The 18,053-nt window shown below is 73.1% G+C and carries 16 protein-coding genes; 9 read left to right on the plus strand and 7 right to left on the minus strand.

Features of this window, described 5'->3' with window-relative positions; translation table 11 throughout:
• Window positions 1-23: 23 nt before the first annotated feature.
• The gene (locus tag AB0N81_RS33655) at window positions 24-1,256 is read right to left on the minus strand and encodes a serpin family protein (protein ID WP_365365125.1); all 1,233 of its coding nucleotides are present in this window, start codon (window positions 1,254-1,256) and stop codon (window positions 24-26) included.
• Window positions 1,257-1,569: 313 nt separating this feature from the next.
• On the opposite strand from AB0N81_RS33655, the gene AB0N81_RS33660 reads away from it, so the two are divergent.
• The 7 genes from AB0N81_RS33660 to AB0N81_RS33690 all read left to right on the plus strand — a co-directional run bounded on the left by AB0N81_RS33660 (window position 1,570) and on the right by AB0N81_RS33690 (window position 9,038).
• On the plus strand, window positions 1,570-2,634 hold the full coding sequence (locus AB0N81_RS33660; protein WP_365365127.1) for a DUF4190 domain-containing protein: 1,065 nt from the start codon (window positions 1,570-1,572) through the stop codon (window positions 2,632-2,634).
• Between the two features lie 67 nt (window positions 2,635-2,701).
• Entirely contained in the window at window positions 2,702-3,919 is a 1,218-nt protein-coding gene (locus AB0N81_RS33665) for an alpha/beta hydrolase (protein ID WP_365365129.1), read from the plus strand.
• Window positions 3,920-4,031: 112 nt separating this feature from the next.
• On the plus strand, window positions 4,032-4,787 hold the full coding sequence (locus tag AB0N81_RS33670; protein ID WP_365365131.1) for a GntR family transcriptional regulator: 756 nt from the start codon (window positions 4,032-4,034) through the stop codon (window positions 4,785-4,787).
• A 209-nt stretch (window positions 4,788-4,996) separates the two neighbouring features.
• Window positions 4,997-5,182, plus strand: a complete 186-nt coding sequence (locus AB0N81_RS33675; protein WP_365365133.1) for an SPOR domain-containing protein — start codon at window positions 4,997-4,999, stop codon at window positions 5,180-5,182.
• Between the two features lie 62 nt (window positions 5,183-5,244).
• Window positions 5,245-5,649 (plus strand): (deoxy)nucleoside triphosphate pyrophosphohydrolase, encoded by a 405-nt coding sequence (locus AB0N81_RS33680; RefSeq protein ID WP_365365135.1) that lies wholly within the window; start codon window positions 5,245-5,247, stop codon window positions 5,647-5,649.
• 144 nt (window positions 5,650-5,793) lie between these two features.
• Window positions 5,794-6,210, plus strand: a complete 417-nt coding sequence (locus tag AB0N81_RS33685; RefSeq protein WP_365365137.1) for an ATP-binding protein — start codon at window positions 5,794-5,796, stop codon at window positions 6,208-6,210.
• 173 nt (window positions 6,211-6,383) lie between these two features.
• Entirely contained in the window at window positions 6,384-9,038 is a 2,655-nt protein-coding gene (locus AB0N81_RS33690) for a SpoIIE family protein phosphatase (protein WP_365365139.1), read from the plus strand.
• A gap of 30 nt (window positions 9,039-9,068) precedes the next feature.
• On the opposite strand, the gene AB0N81_RS33695 is transcribed toward AB0N81_RS33690, so the two are convergent.
• The 3 genes from AB0N81_RS33695 to AB0N81_RS33705 all read right to left on the minus strand — a co-directional run bounded on the left by AB0N81_RS33695 (window position 9,069) and on the right by AB0N81_RS33705 (window position 13,499).
• Window positions 9,069-9,782, minus strand: a complete 714-nt coding sequence (locus AB0N81_RS33695; RefSeq protein ID WP_365365141.1) for a PspA/IM30 family protein — start codon at window positions 9,780-9,782, stop codon at window positions 9,069-9,071.
• A gap of 60 nt (window positions 9,783-9,842) precedes the next feature.
• Complete coding sequence (locus tag AB0N81_RS33700; RefSeq protein ID WP_365365192.1) at window positions 9,843-11,987, minus strand: TPM domain-containing protein; 2,145 nt, start codon at window positions 11,985-11,987, stop codon at window positions 9,843-9,845.
• Window positions 11,988-12,338: 351 nt separating this feature from the next.
• Window positions 12,339-13,499, minus strand: coding sequence for a LacI family DNA-binding transcriptional regulator (locus AB0N81_RS33705; RefSeq protein WP_365365142.1), 1,161 nt, complete (start codon window positions 13,497-13,499; stop codon window positions 12,339-12,341).
• Window positions 13,500-13,703: 204 nt separating this feature from the next.
• Here AB0N81_RS33705 and AB0N81_RS33710 point away from each other — a divergent pair, with 204 nt between their 5' ends.
• Together AB0N81_RS33710 and AB0N81_RS33715 are read left to right on the plus strand one after the other, a co-directional pair.
• Window positions 13,704-14,117 carry a hypothetical protein gene (locus tag AB0N81_RS33710; protein WP_365365144.1) on the plus strand — a complete coding sequence of 138 codons (414 nt, stop codon included), beginning with the start codon at window positions 13,704-13,706 and terminating at the stop codon, window positions 14,115-14,117.
• A 214-nt stretch (window positions 14,118-14,331) separates the two neighbouring features.
• Window positions 14,332-14,916, plus strand: a complete 585-nt coding sequence (locus AB0N81_RS33715; RefSeq protein WP_365365146.1) for a hypothetical protein — start codon at window positions 14,332-14,334, stop codon at window positions 14,914-14,916.
• Window position 14,917: 1 nt separating this feature from the next.
• Here the strand turns inward: AB0N81_RS33715 and AB0N81_RS33720 are convergent, their stop codons facing one another.
• Genes AB0N81_RS33720 through AB0N81_RS33730 form a run of 3 tightly spaced genes read right to left on the minus strand, consistent with a single transcriptional unit; the run spans window position 14,918 to window position 17,958 of the window.
• Complete coding sequence (locus AB0N81_RS33720; protein ID WP_365365148.1) at window positions 14,918-15,700, minus strand: phosphotransferase; 783 nt, start codon at window positions 15,698-15,700, stop codon at window positions 14,918-14,920.
• 26 nt (window positions 15,701-15,726) lie between these two features.
• Window positions 15,727-16,647, minus strand: a complete 921-nt coding sequence (locus tag AB0N81_RS33725; RefSeq protein WP_365365150.1) for a hypothetical protein — start codon at window positions 16,645-16,647, stop codon at window positions 15,727-15,729.
• A gap of 57 nt (window positions 16,648-16,704) precedes the next feature.
• A complete protein-coding gene (locus AB0N81_RS33730) occupies window positions 16,705-17,958 on the minus strand; it encodes a hypothetical protein (RefSeq protein WP_365365152.1) in 1,254 nt (417 codons plus the stop codon).
• Between the last annotated feature and the right edge of the window lie 95 nt (window positions 17,959-18,053).

Genomic DNA, 18,053 nt, shown 5'->3' on the forward strand with positions numbered 1-18,053 from the left:
ATGAACGCGGTGCCTGAACGCGTTCAGTGGTGATCCTCGTCCTCGCGGTACGGCTCCGGGTCGGTGACCCAGCCCGCCGTGAGGACGAGGCGCGAGGCGCGGTGCACGGCGAGGAAGCCGAAGGGGCGGTCCACCGTGACCGCCAGCTCGGTCGTCACGTGCGAGGGCAGCCCCATCCAGTCCATGGCGACCGCGGTGGCCGCGGCGGAGCGGAAGCCCGTCGCGCCGAACGTCGCGGTCGCCGACTGCCGGGCCGACTCCACCGCGAGGGCCCGGTCGGAGATCCCCGGGAAGGAACCGGGGGGCGAGGCGCAGGCGGTCTCCAGGCCGAAGAGCCCGGGCGGCACCCGCAGATCGTGCTCCGCGCCGAGGGAGAACTCCACGGTGCTCAGCGTCACCTGAGGCGCCTCTTCGGGCTCGTCCGTGCGGGTCTCGCGGAGGACTACGCCCGGGCCGGCCGGGCTCCGCGGCAGGCCGCCATGGAGCGGCAAGTCGGCGTGGAGCGGCAAGTCGCCGCGGAGCAGCAGCTCGGTTCCCGGTGTCGCGGGGACGTCACCCGCCACCATCCCGACACCCGTCGTGAGCACCTCGCCGGGGCCCATGTGCGCCTCGCCGAGCAGCAGGTGGACGTCCACCTCGGCGGTGCCTCGCAGGGCGACCCCTGTGACACGGCCGGTAGGGCTCCGGCCGATCTGCACGGCGTCCGGTCCGGGGGTCGACCGTTGGAGCCCGGCGATCCGAAGTCCCCGCCACGGGCCCGCGTCGGGCTCCGTCCGGCGCCGCTCGAACGGCACCTCCCAGTCCGTGTGCAGCGCGAGCGCGCTCGCCAGGACGAGTTCCGTGTCCGGCGTCAGCCCCGCCGGCATCCGCTCGATCTGCCCACCCGTCCGCTCCGCCGCCCACGCGTCGAGCGCCGCCCCGTCCTTCCCCGGGTCGCCGGTCAGCACCCCCAGCGCGTCCACCGGCACCCCGTCGCGCCACGCGTCCCGCAGCGTCAGGGTGCGCCTGGTCCAGAGGCCCAGGGCCGCGTCCAGACCCCGTACGCGGTCCATCGCGGCCAGCAACTCCCGCGCTGCCGCCGCCGCTTCGTCCGCCCGGCACCCCACCGCGTCCGCGAGCTCCGTGCGGGCCTCGCCGTCCGCGCCGTCCGCGAGGAAGGCGAGGAGGGGCCAGACGCCGGGCGCGGAGAAGACGGTGCCCCGGTCGCCGGACGCCGTCGCCGCCCACCGCGAGGTCAGACCGTTGACAGCCCGCACGACTGCCCGAGTTGTTGAGGTTTGCCGCTGCATTACCTTTTCGCCCCCGCGCCCGATTACGATGCGCCAAGCTCTCCGCACCGCCCGCCCAGAATCCAGGAGCACGCTACCCGTGGACATACCGCCGCCGCCCGGCCCGTACGCCCCTCCTCCAGGTCAGCCGGGGCAGCAGCCAGGGCAACCGGGTCAGCCGGGTCAGCCGGGGCAACCGGGCCAACCGGGCCAACCGGGGGCGGCCTGGCCGCCGTACGGGTACGCGCACGCCCCGTACCAGCAGTGGCCCGGCCCGTACTCGCCGTACTCCCGGCCGCCGGTGAACGGCTTCGCGATCGCGTCGCTCGTGCTCGGCATCCTCTGCTTCGTGCCCGCCGTCGGGCTGGTCCTCGGCCTGATCGCGTTCGCACAGATCAAGAAGAAGGGCGAGCGCGGCAAGGGCCTCGCGATCGCGGGCAGCATCCTCTCCGTGGTCGGCGTCCTGCTGCTCGTCCTGGCCGTCGCCACGGGCGGCGCCCGCGACTTCGTCGAGGGGTTCAGGGAGGCGGCGCGCGAGTCCCGGCAGAACGCCGGAGCCTTCCCGGTCGACAAGGGCGGCTGCTTCGACGCGCCCGACGGGAAGCTCGACTCCATGCGGTACGCTCACCAGGTCGACGAGGTGCCCTGCGCGGGGCGCCACGACGGCGAGGTGTTCGCGTCGTTCCGCCTGAACCACGCGAGCTACCCGGGCGACGACGCCCTCGCCGAGCTCGCCGAGACCAGGTGCACCGACCTCCAATGGGCCTACGTCATGGACAGTTGGACGGACTTCGACGGCGCCGAGATCTACTACTTCGTGCCCGACCGGGCCACCTGGCGCCAGGGCGACCGGCACGTCACCTGCCTCTTCGGCGCTGCGGACCCGGAGCACCCCCTCGAAGGCTCCCTGCGCAGCGACGCGACGACGCTCGACGCCGACCAGCTCGCGTATGTCAAGGCGGGTCAAGCCCTCGACAGGGCGCTTCTGACCGAGCCCGAGGAGGAGATGGCCGAGAACGACCTCGCAGGGCACAAGAAGTGGGCGGCGCGCGTCGACAGGGGTCTCGCCGAACAGGCGCGGCAGCTGCGCGCGCACCACTGGCCGAAGGGGACGCAGGGCCGCATCGACGCACTCGTCACCGAGATCGGGAAGAGCCGTGAGGAGTGGGCGAAGGCGGCCTCGGCCTCCGACGCCGACAGCTTCGACGCCCACTACGTAATGGGCCTTCAGCGGATCGGCGACAAGAGCGCCGTCGCGGCACGCAAGTCCCTCGGCCTGGCGGCCGTCTCACCGCGCGACGCGACGCCGGAGGACGGCCCGGAGTCGGGCTTCGACGAGGACCACGGCGGGGGCGCGGCGGTGTGACCCTCCGGGGGTCCTCGAAGCGCTCTCCCTAAGGGGTTTTTGTCCTCGTCTGTGATAGTTCTTCGGCGTGACGTCCGTCGTGCCGCCGCCCGCCGTGACCCGGCTCCTGCTCTTGGCCGCCGGTCTCCTGAACGCGGCGCTCGCCGTCCTCGTCGCCGCCCCGCTGCCCCGCGTTCCGCTCCTGGTGCTCGTCGCCGCCGCCATCACCTCCTGGGGCCTGCTGCTCCTGCCGCCGGGGCTGCTCGGGCTCGCGGGCGCCGTGCTCGGGAGCCGGCGCCACCCCTGGTGCGCGGGGCTCGCCGCACTCGCCTCCTTCGCGGCCCTCGTCTACGGAGTGATGCCCTACGCCGCCGCCTACGGAGCAGCGGAGCGACAGGGTCAACAGCTCGCCCCCGGACGGTACTTCGACGGCGTCAACTACGCCGAGGTGCCCGACCGCGCGCGAACGCTCACGTACGCGCGCGTGGGCCGCGGCCACGGGGCGCACCGTACGAAGGGGCAGAAGATGAGGCTGGACCTCTGGACGCTGCCCAAGCGGCCCCGGGTGCGGCGTCCCGCTGTCGTGTGGGTGCACGGCGGCGGCTGGAACAAGGGGCACCGCAGTCAGACCCCCGAGTGGAACCGGTGGTTCAACGCGCGCGGGTGGTCGGTCTTCGACATCGACTACCGCCTCGCGCCCCGGGCCACCCAGCTCGACCAGATCGGCGACGTGAAGTGCGCGGTCGGCTGGGTGCGGCGGCACGCGCGCGCGTACGGCATCGACCCCGACCGCCTTCTCCTCGCGGGCAGTTCGGCCGGCGCCAACCTCGCGCTCGCCGCGGCCTACACCGAGGACGACAGCAGGGTCCCGGCGTCCTGCGCGGTCCGCGACAGCTCCGTGTCAGCGGTGCTGTCGCTCTACGGCCCCACCGACATGCGGCAGTTGATCGCCGGTACCGCGCTGCGCCGCGACCCGATGATCCCGGTCCTGATGGGCGGTTCGGCCGCCACCGCCCCCGCCCGCTACCGTCTCGGCTCGCCCGCCCGCCTGGTCCGGGGCGACGTGCCCCCGACGCTGCTGCTGCACGGGAGCGCGGACCGCGCGGTACCGGTGGCGCAGGCCCGCGAGCTGGCCCGGCGCCTGAAGGGGGCCGGGGCCCCGGCGACGTACGTCGAACTCCCGTGGGCCGACCACTGTTTCGACGTGAACTGGGGAGGATGGGGGAGCCAGATCGCACGGGCGGCGACCGAACGTTTCCTCAACGCTGTTGATCGTTCGCCATATCCGGGGAAAGGGCCTGCGTAAAGACCTGCGCCGGAAGAAATCATCACTTCGAGTGATTCCTTGGCCTTGGGTTGCACGCAACAACCCACGGTTGCCAGGCTGTTGCTGTCTGTCAACCTGATGGGAGTGGCCAGTGACTTTCGGTGAACAGCCGGCGTATCTGCGGGTTGCGGGTGATCTCCGCAAGAAGATCGCCGACGGTTCGCTGCCGCCGCGCACCCGCCTCCCTTCCCAGGCGAGAATCCGCGAGGAGTACGGGGTCTCTGACACGGTCGCCCTGGAGGCGCGCAAGGTCCTGATGGCCGAGGGCCTGGTCGAAGGACGCTCCGGGTCCGGTACGTACGTGCGCGAGCGCCCCGTCCCCCGCAAGATCGCCCGCACCGGCTACCGCGCGGTGAACGGCGGCTCGACCCCCTTCCGTCAGGAGCAGGCCGCCGACGGCGTGCGCGGCACGTGGGAGTCCCGCAGCGAGCAGACCGAGGCCGGGGCGGCGGTCGCCGAGCGGCTCGCCATCCGCGCGGGCGACCGCGTGATGTGCACCAAGTACGTCTTCCGGGACGCCGGCGAGGTCATGATGCTCTCCACCTCCTGGGAGCCCCTCGCCATCACCGGGCGCACCCCCGTCATGCTCCCCGAGGAGGGCCCGCTCGGCGGCTGCGGCGTGGTGGACCGGATGGCGGCCATCGACGTCGTCGTGGACAACGTCGCGGAGGAGGTCGGCGCCCGCCCCGGCCTCGCCGAGGAGCTCACGGCGCTCGGCGGCGTCCCCGGCCACGTGGTCCTCGTCGTCCACCGCACGTATTACGCGTCGGGCCGCCCGGTGGAGACCGCCGACATCGTGGTCCCCGCCGACCGCTATCAGATCGCCTACCACCTGCCCGTGAAGTGACTGCGCCCCTGTAGCGCTTCCGGGCGCGCCCCCGGTGTTACCCGCGCGTTGGCCGATAGCGGCCTTCCTGCGGCTTCTCCCGCGTACCTCTTTGTGCAAACTCGTATCCGCTGAGTAAAGGTCGGGCGTAGGCTCGGGCATATGCGGATTGCGGTTTCCTTACTGATCGAGGCGTGGGGCGCGCCGGGAGTGGCGGACGGAGGGGCGCGATGAATGACGGGACGGTTCTGCTGCCCTGGTTCGTGATACGGCAGGACGACAACGGCAACCGCTACCGCGTGGGCAGGTACGCGACGAAGGCCGAGGCCCAGCGGATCGCGGACCGCCTCGACGACCGCGGGCACAAGCAGCTCTACTCGGTCGAGAAGCTGAGCCAGAACGGCAGCGGACGGTAGCGGGCGCCGGCGTACTTCGCCGGTCGGGCAGGGCTTCCGGCACAGGCCGTAGGCTCCGCCGCATGAACGAACGGATCGTGGTGGGCGCCGCCCTGTACGACGACGAGGGCCGTCTGCTCGCCGCGCGGCGCAGCGCGCCCCCCGAACTCGCGGGCGGCTGGGAGCTGCCAGGCGGCAAGGTCGAGCCCGGCGAGCGGTGCGAGGACGCGCTGGTGCGCGAGCTCCGCGAGGAACTGGGCGTCGAGGCCGAGCCGACCGGCCGGGTGCCGGGACAGTGGCCGCTCCCCAAGGGATACGCCCTGCGGGTGTGGACCGCCCGGCTCGTCTCCGGCGAACCCAGGCCCCTGGAGGACCACGACGAGCTGCGCTGGCTCACCCCCGACCGGATCTGGTCCGTCGACTGGCTGACCGCGGACGTGCCCGCCGTCACGGCGGTGGCACTCGCGCGCTCGCGCGCCGTCTCCTGACCGGACCGGCTCTTCCCGACGCCGAGTACGCCGTTCGAGCCCTTCGTGCCCCAGTGCGCCCCGGAGCGCGGTAAACGAACCCGGATATCGGGTATGTGCCCATTAATGCCATGAAACCGGACGGGCTCCGCCACTGGTCTGGAAGTGATCGGCGTGATCGACACCGAAGGCGACTGCGCCGAGTGGGCCTTCCCCGCGGACCCCGGCGCGGTCCGCACCGCACGCGCTGTCGTCCGAAAGCAGCTCGCCGACTGGGGCCTCGGCCCCCTCGGCGACATCGCCGTGTTGCTCGTGAGTGAGCTGGTGACCAACTCCCTGCGCCATGCCTCGGGGCCCATCGGCGTACGTCTCGTACGTCCCGTCGACCCCATGGGCGCCCTCCTCGTCGAGGTGTCCGACCCGCTCCCCGACCCGCCCCTGGAGCGCGTCGCCGCACTCGACGACGAGGGCGGCCGGGGCCTCCAGCTGGTGTCCCGCGCCTCGCGGCGCTGGGGAACACGTCCGGGTCGCACGGGCAGGACGGGGAAGACGGTGTGGTTCGAGCTGGCCCTGCCGGGTTAGAAGACTGGCAGTGTGCGACAGACGTCCTGCACAAGGGCGGCACGGGCCAAAAAGCGTCGAGTCCGTGCTGTGATCGTGAACGCCGTGTGGCGCTGCACCGTAGTGCTGGATACTGCGGGCAGCCGTATGCGGTGACCGGTGCCGGACGCGGTGAGCTGGAGGGGACGGTTCGCGTGAGCGAGATACCAGCGAAGGCGACGGAGCTCGATGGGCCGTCGGGCGACGCGAGGGCCCGCGGGGCCACGGATGACGCGACGGGCGACGCGGCCCCGGGCGACGACGGGCCCGGTGACGTCCCGGTCGACGAGACGTGGCGGAGCAACCCACCCGGTTCGATCTACGACCACATCAAGGTCGCCTCGTTCTCGATCGGCGCCGACGGCCTTGTCGACCAGTGGAGTACGCGCGCCGAGCGGCTGTTCGGCGTGGCCGCGCGGGACGCCGTCGGCAAGGATCCCATCGAGGCGTTCGTACCGCCCGAGCTGCGCGCCGGCGGTCACCGCAAGATGGCGGAGATCCTCGACGGACGGGAGTGGACCGGCGTCGTCCCCTTCCGCGTGCCCGCCGGACAGGACGACGACACGCCCGGCACGGAGGGCATCGCCGAGGTCTACGTGATGCCGACCGAGACGGACGACGGCGAGCGGGCCGCGGTCTGCATCGTCGTCGACGTCCGGGCGCTCCGGCGGATCGAGACGGACCTCGCCGCCTCGCAGGCCATTTTCGGACAATCTCCCTTCGGGTTCCTGCTGTTCGGCACGGACCTGAAGGTGCAGCGCGCCAACCGCCGGTTCGCCGCCGTCTTCGGCGGCGGCGTCGAGGAGCACCGCGGCCGCACCGTCCACGACTACCTGCCGCGCCACGAGGCCGACCGCATGGCGGCCGCCCTGAAGCGGGTCCTGGAGACCGGCGACGCCGTGACGGACATGCAGATCGTGGGGCCCGCGCCCGGCAGCAGCGACCGCAGGCACTGGTCGATCAACCTCTACCGCGTCCACAGCGGTTCGGGCCACCCCATCGGCGTCGCGGGCCTCGGCACCGACGTCACCCGGCGGCACGCCGCCGCCCGCGAGGCCGCCCACGCCCGGCGCAATCTGGCACTCCTGAACGAGGCCGGGGCCCGCATCGGCAACTCCCTCGACCTGGAGACCACCGCCAGGGAACTGCTCGACGTCGCCGTCCCCGGCTTCTGCGACCTCGCCTCCGTAGACCTGTACCAAGGCCTCCTGGAAGGTGACGAGGCCCCGCCGGGACTCGCCGACGGCAGCGCGGAACTGCGCCGGGTGGCCTTCGCGAGCGCCGTCGCCGACGCCCCCTTCCCGGACGGCTCCGGACCCATGGACGTCGGTGCCGTCCACCGGTTCGGGTTCACGTCGCCCTGCGCCGACGCCCTGCGCACCGCCCGCCCCCGGCTGATCACCGGGGACGACGACGAGTCCGCGAGCCGCCTCACCCGCGGCCTCGTCCAGTCGACGCTGGCCGTGCCGATGGTCGCCCACGACACGGTGGTCGGCCTCGCCCAGTTCTCCCGTACGAAGGGCAGCGAACCCTTCGGCGAACGCGACCGCGCGCTCGCCGTCGAACTGGCCGCGCGCGCCGCCGTCTGCATCGACAACGCCCGCCTCTACCGCCGCGAGCACGAACGCGCGCTGATACTGCAACGGTCCCTGCTCCCGCCCGGCGACCCCGAGGCGTCCGGCCTCGACATCGCCTGCCGCTACCTCCCGGGCAACGCGGCCACGGAGGTCGGCGGCGACTGGTTCGACGTCATCGAACTGCCCGGCCACCGCACCGCCCTGGTCGTCGGCGACGTCATGGGGCGCGGCCTGCGCGCCGCCGTCGCCATGGGGGAGCTGCGCACCGCCGTGCGTACCCTGGCGCTCCTCGACCTGGAGCCCGCCGAGGTGCTCTCCGCCCTCGACGAGATCGCCCGCGGCCTCGGCAACCCCGCCGGGCCCCAGCAGTCCAGCCGCGCCGCACGCAAGGCGGCGGACGCCGACCTCAGCGAGGTCTACCTCGCCACCTGCGTGTACGCGGTCTACGACGCCGTCACGCGCCGCTGCACCTTCGCCAACGCCGGGCACCTGCCGCCCGTCCTGGTCGAACCCGGCGAAACCGCGCTGATGCTCGACGTGCCCCCGGGCCTGCCCCTCGGCGTGGGCGGCGAGCCCTTCGAGGACGTCGAGGTGGAGCTCCCCGAGGGCGCCCTGCTCGCGCTCTACACCGACGGCCTCGTCGAATCCCGCGACCACCCCCTGGACGAGGGCCTGAACGCCTTCGTACGCGCCCTGAACGACGCCGCGCCCGCCCTGGAGGACGTCTGCGACCGCGTCCTCAACACCCTGGACACCCACCACGGAGAGGACGACATCGCGCTCCTGATGGCACGCGTCCAGGGGCTGCCCGCCGAGCACGTCGGCGACTGGACGCTGCCGCGCGACCTCAAGTCGGTCGGCCGCGCCCGCGAACTGGCCTGCGACCAGTTGCGCGCCTGGGACCTGGAACGCCTCTGCGACACGGCGGAACTGCTCGTCAGTGAGCTCGTCACCAACGCCCTGCGGTACGGCGAGGGAGACATCAGACTGCGCCTCCTGCTCGACCGCACGCTGGTGTGCGAGGTGTGGGACGCGGGCTTCGTGCAGCCGCGCCGCCGCCGGGCGCGGGACACCGACGAGGGCGGCCGCGGGCTCCAGCTGGTCGGCCTGCTCAGCGCCGCGTGGGGCTCGCGCAGGACGCCGCGCGGCAAGACGGTCTGGTTCGAACTGGCGCTGCCCGACGGGGAGACGGAGCCGATGGACCCGGCGGAGGCGCTCCTCAGCCTGTTCTGACCCCGGGACCCGCCAAGGGACCCGGGAACCTCATGTGGTTGCTTTGAGGGCGGCGAGGCGGGCCGTGATCTCCGCCTCGTCCCCCAGGCTGTCCAGCTCCTCGAACTGCGCGTCGAGCGAGGAAGCGGCCAGCTCCTGCTTGCCGAGCGCCCGCGCCTCCTCGCGCCGCACCTTGTCCTCGAAGCGGCTCAACTCGCTCGTCGGGTCCAGGACGTCGATGTTCCGGGCCGCGTCCAGCATCTGGTTCTGCGCCTGCGCGGTCTTGGAGCGCGCCACCAACTGATCGCGCCGCGACTCCAGTTCGGTCAGTTTCGACTTCATCCGGTCGAGTCCGGACCTCAGTCTGTCCACGATCTCGGTCTGCGAGGCGATCGTCGGCTCGGCGTCCTTCGCCTCCCGCTCGGACTGCAGCTGCCGCCCGAGCGCCACCTTGGCGAGCCGGTCGAACGTGTCGGCCTCCTCGGCGTTGCCGTCCGCGCGCAGCTCGTCCGCCTTCCTGCTCGCCGCGAGCGCCTTGCCGCCCCACTCGGCGGCGGCCTCCTGGTCGTCCTTCCGGTCCTGCTCCAGCATCCGCAGATTGCCGATGGTGGTCGCGACGGCCTCCTCGGCCTCCCTGATGTTGTTCGAGTAGTCGCGGATCAGCTGGTCGATCATCTTCTGCGGGTCCTCGGCCTGGTCGAGGAGCGCGTTGATGTTCGCCTTGGCGAGCTGAGCGACACGGCCGAGGATGGTCTGCTTCGTCATGGCTGGATCTCCTTGTACGGGGTCTCTCCTTGTACGGGGGCTCATGTCCCGGGTCGTGGCTCAGAACCTGCCGCCTCCACCTCTGCGCCCCCGCGTGCCGCCACCGCCGAAGCTGCCGGGGCCTCCACCGCCGAAACCGCCCCCTCCGTAGCCGCCCCCTCCGTAGCCGCCGCCCCGGCGGCCGCCGCCTCCGAAGAGCTCGCCCAGGATGATCCCGCCGAGGACCGCGCCGCCCATCCCGCCGCCCCGGCCGCCACCCCCGCCGAGCCCGCCTCCGAAACCACCCCCGAGCCCGCCTCCGTAGGGGTTGCCGAAGCCTCGTACGTCACGCTCGGCGAGCTGCTGCGCCTGCCGCGCCAGCGCGTCGGCCCGCTGGGCCTCGGCGAGCGCGGCGGTGGCGTCCTCGTCCTGGACCGCCTCCGCCTGCGCGAGGTGGCGCCCCGCCTCGGCCAGGCGGGTCCTCGCCTCGCTGCCGACGGCGCCGCGGTGCGTGGTGACGAGGTCCGTGGCCGCCCCGACAGCGCTGCGCGCGGTGAGCAGCGCCTGGGAGAGCAGGGTCCGGGAGCGGCGGTCGGTGACCTCGCGCTCGCGGGCTCCGGTGAGGGCCTCGTCGAGCGCGGTGTCGGCCTCCTCGACGCGGCGCAGGGCGTCGATGGGGTCGTAGGGCCCCGCCGACGTCCGGCCGCGTACCTGGGCGAGCACCGACTCCGCGCGCGCCACACGGCCCCGCAGATCGGCCGTGGGGACCCCTGTCGCGGTGCCTTCGAGGAGGCCGCGCGCGTCGGCGAGGTCGGCGTCGGCCTCGGCGAGGGCGTCCGGCAGCTTCTCGGCGGCCGACGCGAGCTCGGCGGCCAGGCGGTCGACGGCGGCCACGAAAGTCGCGGCCTGGTCGACGGCGCCCTCGGCGGCCCGCAGGTGGACGGCGGCCTTGCCGTTCTCGCCCGCGTCGACGCACTGCCGGGCCCGGCCGAGGTGGGTGGCGGCGAACACGAGGCGGTCCCTGGCCTGTTCGACGTGGCCGAGCACGGCGTCGGTGGCCGTCGCCGCGTACGTCCCGCGCAGGACCGCGAGAGTGTCCTCTGCGGCACCGGTACGCCCCGCGACCTGCCGGTACGCCGTCTCGGCGTGGTCCAGGGCCTGCGGAGCGTTCTTCTCCAGGGCGCGCAACTGGTCGAAGCCCGCCGTCTCGGCGTCCAGCCGGCGGCCGGCACCCGTGCACCGCGCGACGATCTCGTCCAGCATGCGGCGCCTGGTGGGGTCGTCCTCCGGATGGGCGTCGTCGAGCTCCTGGCGCAGCCGGAACGCCGCCGTCAGCTCCGCCTGCGCGTACGCGAGCGCCTCGGTGAAGGGCTTGACCGCGTCCTCGCCGAACTGAGCGGTGGCGAAACCGAGCTCCTCGGTGCTGGTGCGGATCGCGTCATCGGTCTCCACGAGCAGCAGGCGGGCCTTCTTGTCGAGCTCGGGGAGCGGGATGACGTCCCGGCCCCGGGGCCCGCCCTGATTCCCGCCCTGATTCCCGTCCTGCTTCCCGCCCGCCCCTCCCCACCGGCCGCCGCCGGGTGTGGTGCGGGTCGTGGCCCGCTTCCTGCGTCGCTTGTACGCGACCGTCGCGGCGACCCCGGCCGCGCACGCCGCCGCCACCGGGAGCACCAGGTCGCCTGTGGCAGAGTCGCCGGCGCCGGGGTCGGCCGGGCCGGGGGTGACCGACGGGGCGGGCACGGGGCTGCCGGCGAGCACCGCGCGGTAGCCGTTCGCCGCGCCGACGGCGGCCCCGGCCCAGTCGTTCTCGCGCAGGGCGGGCCTGATCGCGGTGGTCGCCACGTCCTGGAGCTGGGCGTCCGTGAGCCGTGAACCGTCGTCCACGGAGTAGGCGAACTGGCGGTCGTGCGTGGCGACGGCGAGCAGTACGTCGTCGAGTCCGAGGCCGTTGCGCTCGGCGGTGGCGTCGGCCCAGTCCTGCGGGGAGCGGCCGGAGAAGTCGCGTACGTAGACGACGAAGAGCTGCACCCCCCGGTCGTCGTAGAGCCGGTCCAGGGCCTGCTCGGCGGCGTCCTCGCGGCCTTCGAGCGCGTTCGTCCTGTCGGTGATCTGGCCGGTGCGGGAGAGCGTGACCGGATCGTCGGCGAACGCGGGCGAGGCACCCGGCAGCGGGAACCAGGCGAGCAGCAGGGCCGCGAGCAGCACGGCCGTGGACAGCACGACCACGGGCAGCACGGCCGCTGCTGCCCGCGCGGCTGGCTGCGAAGTCGGCGTCACAGGCGGCGTCACAGGCGGCGTCACATTGTGGAGCGTATGACCGCATTCAGGGCGTCGCGACCCGAGGCGACGGCCGGAGCCGTCGCACTCAGGAGCCGTCGCCGCCGGAGCGCTTCATCACTTCATCACCTCATCAGATGCTGAAGCGCTCCCTGGCTAGCAGCGGACGCACGCGCGAGGCGAAGCCGCCCGCGCGGAACGGGGCGTGTAGCAGACCGGGCGATGGCGGCCCCGCGCGCGGGCGAGAACCCCCAGTGCCGTACTTCTCCTCGACCAGGCGGTGTCCGGGGAGCGGGTCGCTCACCCGCAGCCGCAGCTGGCCCGCCGCACCACGTTCACCGGCAGCATCAGGTCAACGGGGGCACGGTCCCGTTCCTCGCCGAGCCGGCGTACGAGCAGTTCGACCGCCTCCTCGCCCAGCTGCCGCATGGGCTGCCGCACCGTGGTCAGCGCCGGCCGCACCAGCCTGCTGAGCGGAATCCCGTCGAACCCGGTGACGGCGACGTCCTGCGGCACACGCACCCCGCGCCGTTCCAGCGCGTGCAGCGCCCCGATGGCCATCTGGTCGTTGGCGAAAAGCATGGCCCCGGGCGGCGCCGATACCCCGCCGCGCACATCGCCACCGCTCCCGCCACCGCTCCCACCGCCGCCCCCTCCGCCGACACTGCCGGCACCCGGACCCGTCCGGTCGAGCAGCGCGTCGGCAGCCCGTGAGCCCTCCGCCTGCGTCATCATCCCGGCCCGCAGATCCGGCTCTTCGCGTACGGGAAGTCCCGCCGCCCGGCACGCCTCCTGATACCCGCGGAACCGCGCCTGCGCGTCCGGCGAGCGCTCCTCGCCGCCGACGAAGGCGAGCCGCCGCAGGCCGTGGTCCTCGATGAGATGCCGGGTCAGTTCCTGCTGGCCGTCCTCGTTGGCGACCTCGATGTGGTCGAGGTGGTCCAGGTGGTCGGGCTCGCGGGGCCCGGCGAGCATCACGACGGGCAGCCGCCGCGAGATGACGTCGAGGTCCTCGGTCGGCACGGTTCCGGCAAGGACGGCGAAGCCGTCCACGCGCCCGGCGACCTTGGCGACCAGGCTCTCCGGCCCGCCCTTGAGGGAGGCGGCGATGAGCAGCGCGTACCCGTGCCTGCGGGCGGCGCGTTCCATGCCGCGGATGATCTGGTCGGAGTGGAGCATGAAGGCGTGGTCGTCGGCGTCGTCGGCGTCGGCCGCGGCGGCCTCGGTGTCCGGGTCCGGGGCCGAGTAGTCCGGGAAGCAGAGCCCGAGCACTCCGGTGGAGCGGCTGGCGAGCCCGCGGGCGTTGCCGCTGGGCACGTAGCCGAGTTCGCGGGCCGCGGCGAGGACTCTCTCGCGGGTCTTGTCACGGACCGAGTCCGGGTTGCGGTAGACCCGCGACACCGTCGCGATGGAAACGCCCGACCGCTCGGCCACGTCGTACACCGTGGGAGTTGTGCCCACCCGACCGCCTGTCTGTTTCTCTCTGCTCTGTTTCTCTCTGCTGTGCCATCTGCTGTGCCGTGCGGCGTGCCCTCCGCTTTGAAAGCGCATTCACACTAGGTGCGTACGGTGACCGTGAGCAAGGCCGGGCCCTGCGCGGGTCGGCCTCAGCGGCGAGCGCAACGGGGAGGAGCGCAGGTCGGCGCGGTGGAGCGGCGGCGCGGGGTGACGTTCCCCGCGGAGTACCGGAGCTTCCTGATGGAGGTCGGCGCCGGCGGGGCGGGCCCGGACTACGGCCTGTTCCCGGTGGATCCGGTGGATCCGGTGGAAGCGGTGAACTCGGCCGACCACGCGGTCACACCCACGACCGCCACCACACCCACGACCGTCACACCCATGACCGCCCCGTCTGAACCCGCCGCTCCCACCTCCGCTCCCCTCTTCCGCCCCGAGCGCACGGCCGAGTGGGACGAGCACCAGTCGGCGGAGCCGCAGCGATCGACGTACGGGGACACCGCCGAGGGTGTGGTCCCGTTCGAGTTCGCGGGAAGCACGGCCCGGGTGACGTTCGCCCAGTGGTACACGCACTGGTTGACCCGCGCGGAGCGGTTGGCCCGGCAGACGCCCGACGGCCCCTGACCTCCCCGACGCATGCACGGGTGACCTACCCGACGCATGCACGGGCCCGGGGCCGGGGGTCCGTCCAGCGGAGTACGTGTGCACCATCCGGGTCATGTGCCATGCCCCTGTCCGGGTCGCATCGGGCGACACGGCGCCGGTCATCGCGTGGGGGGCGGCGGGCGGCGGAGAGCGTGGGAAGCCCCATCCAGCCACGTCCTCCAGGAGAGATGAGATGACCGTCCGTACCTTCCGCGCCGTGTCCCTTGCCGCCTCGGCGTTCCTCGCCGCCCCGCTGCTGACCGTGCTGCCCGGCACCGGCGCCGGAGCGGCGGCCGCCGAGGCGCCCTCGGCCTGCGGCGGCACCCGCGACGCCTACGTGGGCAGCACCTACAGCGGCACCACCAAGACCACCGGAAAGCTCCGGCTGCCCGGCTCGGACCTGCTGGCGCCGACGATCGACACCGAGGCCGCGCTGACCGTGAAGTTCACCAAGGACCCGAAGGGCAACTACTGGGCGCACACCACGACGGACGGCAAGGTCAAGGACAGGAGTGGATACACCGTCGCTCTGACGGGCACCCCCAGCGTCGAGTTCAACGCCAAGATGCACGAGCCCGAGCTCAACACGGCCTGGCAGATGGCGGACGGCGACCTCAAGCACATCGAGAAGCTCGACTCGGTCGGCAAGTTCCGCTACGGCTTCAAGCTCGCCGCCAAGAACTGTCTCTCTAACAGCCAGACCCCCAAGACCCTCACGGCCAGGACGGACAACGGCTTGGGAGTCAGCACCACGACGACCCTGACCCGCCAGAGCTGACCTACCGGCCCGACTCCAGGACCAGTTCGACCGCCGCGTCCAGCCGCTCCACCTCGGCGACACCGAGCGTGGGGTTCCCCGCCCGCCGGGCCCGCGCCCGCTCGAGGTAGCCGGAGTGCCCGAAGTAGCCGGAGCCGGAGTGCCCGAGGTAGCCGATGGGCTCGAGGTGGCCGGGCGCGGTGGTGGGCGGGCCGGGAAGCCGGTCGTCTCCTGTCTCCGTGAGCAGGGCGGTGAGCGCGGCGCGGCAGCCCGCCGACGCGGGGCCGCCCGCCACGGCGACCTCAGCGAGAAGCAGCGCGGACATCGCGATGTCCAGGCCCGGCGGACCCTCCTCCACGGTGGCCCAGTCGATCACCACGGGGCCGTCCGGTGTGAGCAGGACGTTCTCCGGGTGCAGGTCGAGGTGGAGCACCCGGTGCTCCGGGGGCGCGCCCGGTGAAGGGGCAGGCTGGGCGTGCAACCGCCGCAGCAATGTGCCGATCAGCACCCCCGCCTCCTCGGGCGACAACGCGCCCGCCATCGCCGCCTCCGCCAGCGTCGGGCCGGACACCCGCCGCAGCACCAGATCCGTGCCCCCGGTCCCGTCCGCCCGGACCCGGGGCACGGGGAAACCGCGCTCCCACAAATACGCCATGACGCCCGCCTCGTGCGAGGCGTCGAGCCCGTCCCGGTACCGCCGCAGCACCCAGTCGTCGTCCAGCGCGAAGACATCCGCGGTCCGCCCCGAACCGATCAGCTCCCCCAGCACCTCCGGTACCCCCAACACCTCCGGTACCCCCAGCACCCCCGACCCCTCCATCGCCGAACGCGTCACTTCCGTCCCCACACCAATACCCCCGGCAACTCCGACGTTCTGTCGTTGTCGGCCGGGCGCAGCCCTGACTCGGGGCGGTTCTTCCACGTCATGGCGACGATCGGGGTCGCGCCCTTGCCGACGGTCACCTTCGATCCCTCGTATCGCTGTCCGCGGGCCGTCTTCTCGCGGAGCTTGGCCGCCGTGGCGTCGGCCGCCTCCTTCGACGCGGTCCGCGCGCAGAGGGTCTCCGAGGACGAGCCGTTCTTCCCGAGCCGCCCGCCGATCGCGAAGAGCTCGACGTCGGCGTCCTCGCGCTTCGCGTAGTACGACGCCTCGTAGACATCACCCAGGCAGTCGGCGATCGCCTCGTACGCCTCGTCGTCACGCAGGGACTCGTCGGGTGCGGCGAGGCCGAGCGCGATGTCGGAGCGCTTGGCGGCGCGGGCGGAGCCGGATATCTCGTACGTCCCGGCGTCGCCGCCCTTCTTGTAGCGGGTGCCGTCGTCGGTGGGGGTGGCGCGGTAGCCCTGCTTCTTCATCGCCCGGTCGACCGCGTCCGTGTCGAACTTCCCGGTGAGCAGCGAGCTGTTGCCGACCGTGACGGACGTCCGTACGTCCTTCACGTCGAACCCCCAGTCCGCGCGGACGCTGCCGCCCGTGTAGCCGATCTGGGCGACTTCCAAAATGCCGAAGCCGTCCAGGCCGCGGTAGAGCGACGGGTTCTCGGCGACGAGTCGGCGCGCGGTGCGCACGTCCCGGTACATCACCCCCTGGTCCGCCGCGGCAGCGGGGACCGCGGCGAGGGCCCGCTCCAGCCCGGTCCCGACGCCCCCGTCATCGCTGTCACCGGGCAGCGAGCAGCCGGCGGCGGCCACGCTCAGCGCGCTCACGAGCAGCAGGGCGAGGAGGGGACGGGAGCGGCGGGGTATGCGCATGCGCGGCAGTGTGGCACAGCGGTCCGCCGCGCAGCCCCGAAGCGGGAAGGTCACCGGTCACCCCGCGAACCCCACCTCCGGATACCGCCCGGACGGCGCGTCGAGCAGGCCGTCGTCCCGTCCCTTCAGCCACCGGTCGAAGAACGAGGCCACATAGGCCCGCTGAGCCGCCGTCGCACGCGCCGGGTCGACCGTTCCTATGTGCTCCTCGATCACCTTCCGGTCCACTCCGGCCCGGGGGAGGAGCGTGGGGAGGTCGGTGTACGTCTGGTGCAGGGAGCCCCGCAGGGTGAGGTTCCGCTTCCAGCCGGTGCTGTGGGCCCAGAAGGAGCGCCACGACGGCTCGGTCGTCCGGTCGCTGCCCTCGCGGCCCATCAGCAGGAAGGGGCGGTCGAGGCCGTGCTCCGCGACCGGCATCAGGTTCGTGCCGTTCGGCTCGGGGTTGAACTCCAGCGTGCCGTCCAGGTCGATCCCGGCCCTGACCCGCCGGTCCTCGTACATGGTCTGGGCGGCGGCGACCCCGCCCGCGGAGTGGCCGACCATGCCGACCCGCCGCCGGTCGACGACCCGGGACAGGCCGTTCGGCAGCGAACCGAGACTGTCGAGAACGAACTTCGAGTCGGCCACGCGGACGTCGAGTGTCTTCTTGAGCAGCTGCGTCATCGTGCCGTTCTTCTGCGCCTCCTCCAGCGCCTCCCGCAGCGGCCCGTCGTCCTTGACCGACCCGTCGGGGAACTGCACCCCCGGGTTCTCGTAGGTGTGGTCGACGGTCACCACGACATAGCCGCGGCTCGCCATCTCCTCGACCAGAGCGGTGCCCCAGGTGCGGGGGTCGCCCGCGCCCGCCGCGTACACCAGCACGGGCCGGCGTCCCTCGCGCTTGTCGGCCGGTGCTCCCTCCCGGGCATGTGTCCGCAGGGCGGCGAAGTCGATCGCGCCGCGGGGAATCCCGTGCGGTGACGTGGCGTCCCAGCGCTCGGCTGCGCCCGGTGCCATGTAACGCGCGCGGCGGTGGCCGTCGGCCGCGCCGGGCGCGGCCGGGTACCAGACGCTGATCATCAGCTCGCGGTACGGCCGCGAGGGCACCCATGGGTCGTGGCGTGAGCGGTCGACGAGGCGGGCCGACGCCGTACCGATCTCGTACGGACCCGTGGGCGCGGGCAGGTGTGCCGTGGCGCCGGCGGGATGTGCCCGCGGGGCCGCGGCCGGGGCCGCGGCCGCCGACGCGGGCAGGGACAGCGCGGCCGCCACGAGCCCCGCGGCCGCGAGCCCGACGAGCGAACGACGGGTCAGGGAAGCACGAGAAGTCATGCCTCCATGGTGATCGCCGTCGGCCCCTCGTGACCATGGGGGACAACCCGGAAATCCCGCCTCGGGGATGACCCGCACACGTCCCTGACCCAACT

It is taken from the genome of Streptomyces sp. NPDC093510 (genome assembly GCF_040683555.1).
Classification (GTDB): domain Bacteria; phylum Actinomycetota; class Actinomycetes; order Streptomycetales; family Streptomycetaceae; genus Streptomyces.

Excerpts from the sequence above, each read along its gene's own strand:
- AB0N81_RS33730 (WP_365365152.1), bottom strand. The coding sequence starts at position 17,958 with ATGACTTCTCGTGCTTCCCTGACCCGTCGTTCGCTCGTCGGGCTCGCG.
- AB0N81_RS33695 (WP_365365141.1), bottom strand. The coding sequence starts at position 9,782 with ATGACGAAGCAGACCATCCTCGGCCGTGTCGCTCAGCTCGCCAAGGCG.
- AB0N81_RS33715 (WP_365365146.1), top strand. The coding sequence starts at position 14,332 with ATGACCGTCCGTACCTTCCGCGCCGTGTCCCTTGCCGCCTCGGCGTTC.
- AB0N81_RS33680 (WP_365365135.1), top strand. The coding sequence starts at position 5,245 with ATGAACGAACGGATCGTGGTGGGCGCCGCCCTGTACGACGACGAGGGC.
- AB0N81_RS33675 (WP_365365133.1), top strand. The coding sequence starts at position 4,997 with ATGAATGACGGGACGGTTCTGCTGCCCTGGTTCGTGATACGGCAGGAC.
- AB0N81_RS33725 (WP_365365150.1), bottom strand. The coding sequence starts at position 16,647 with ATGCGCATACCCCGCCGCTCCCGTCCCCTCCTCGCCCTGCTGCTCGTG.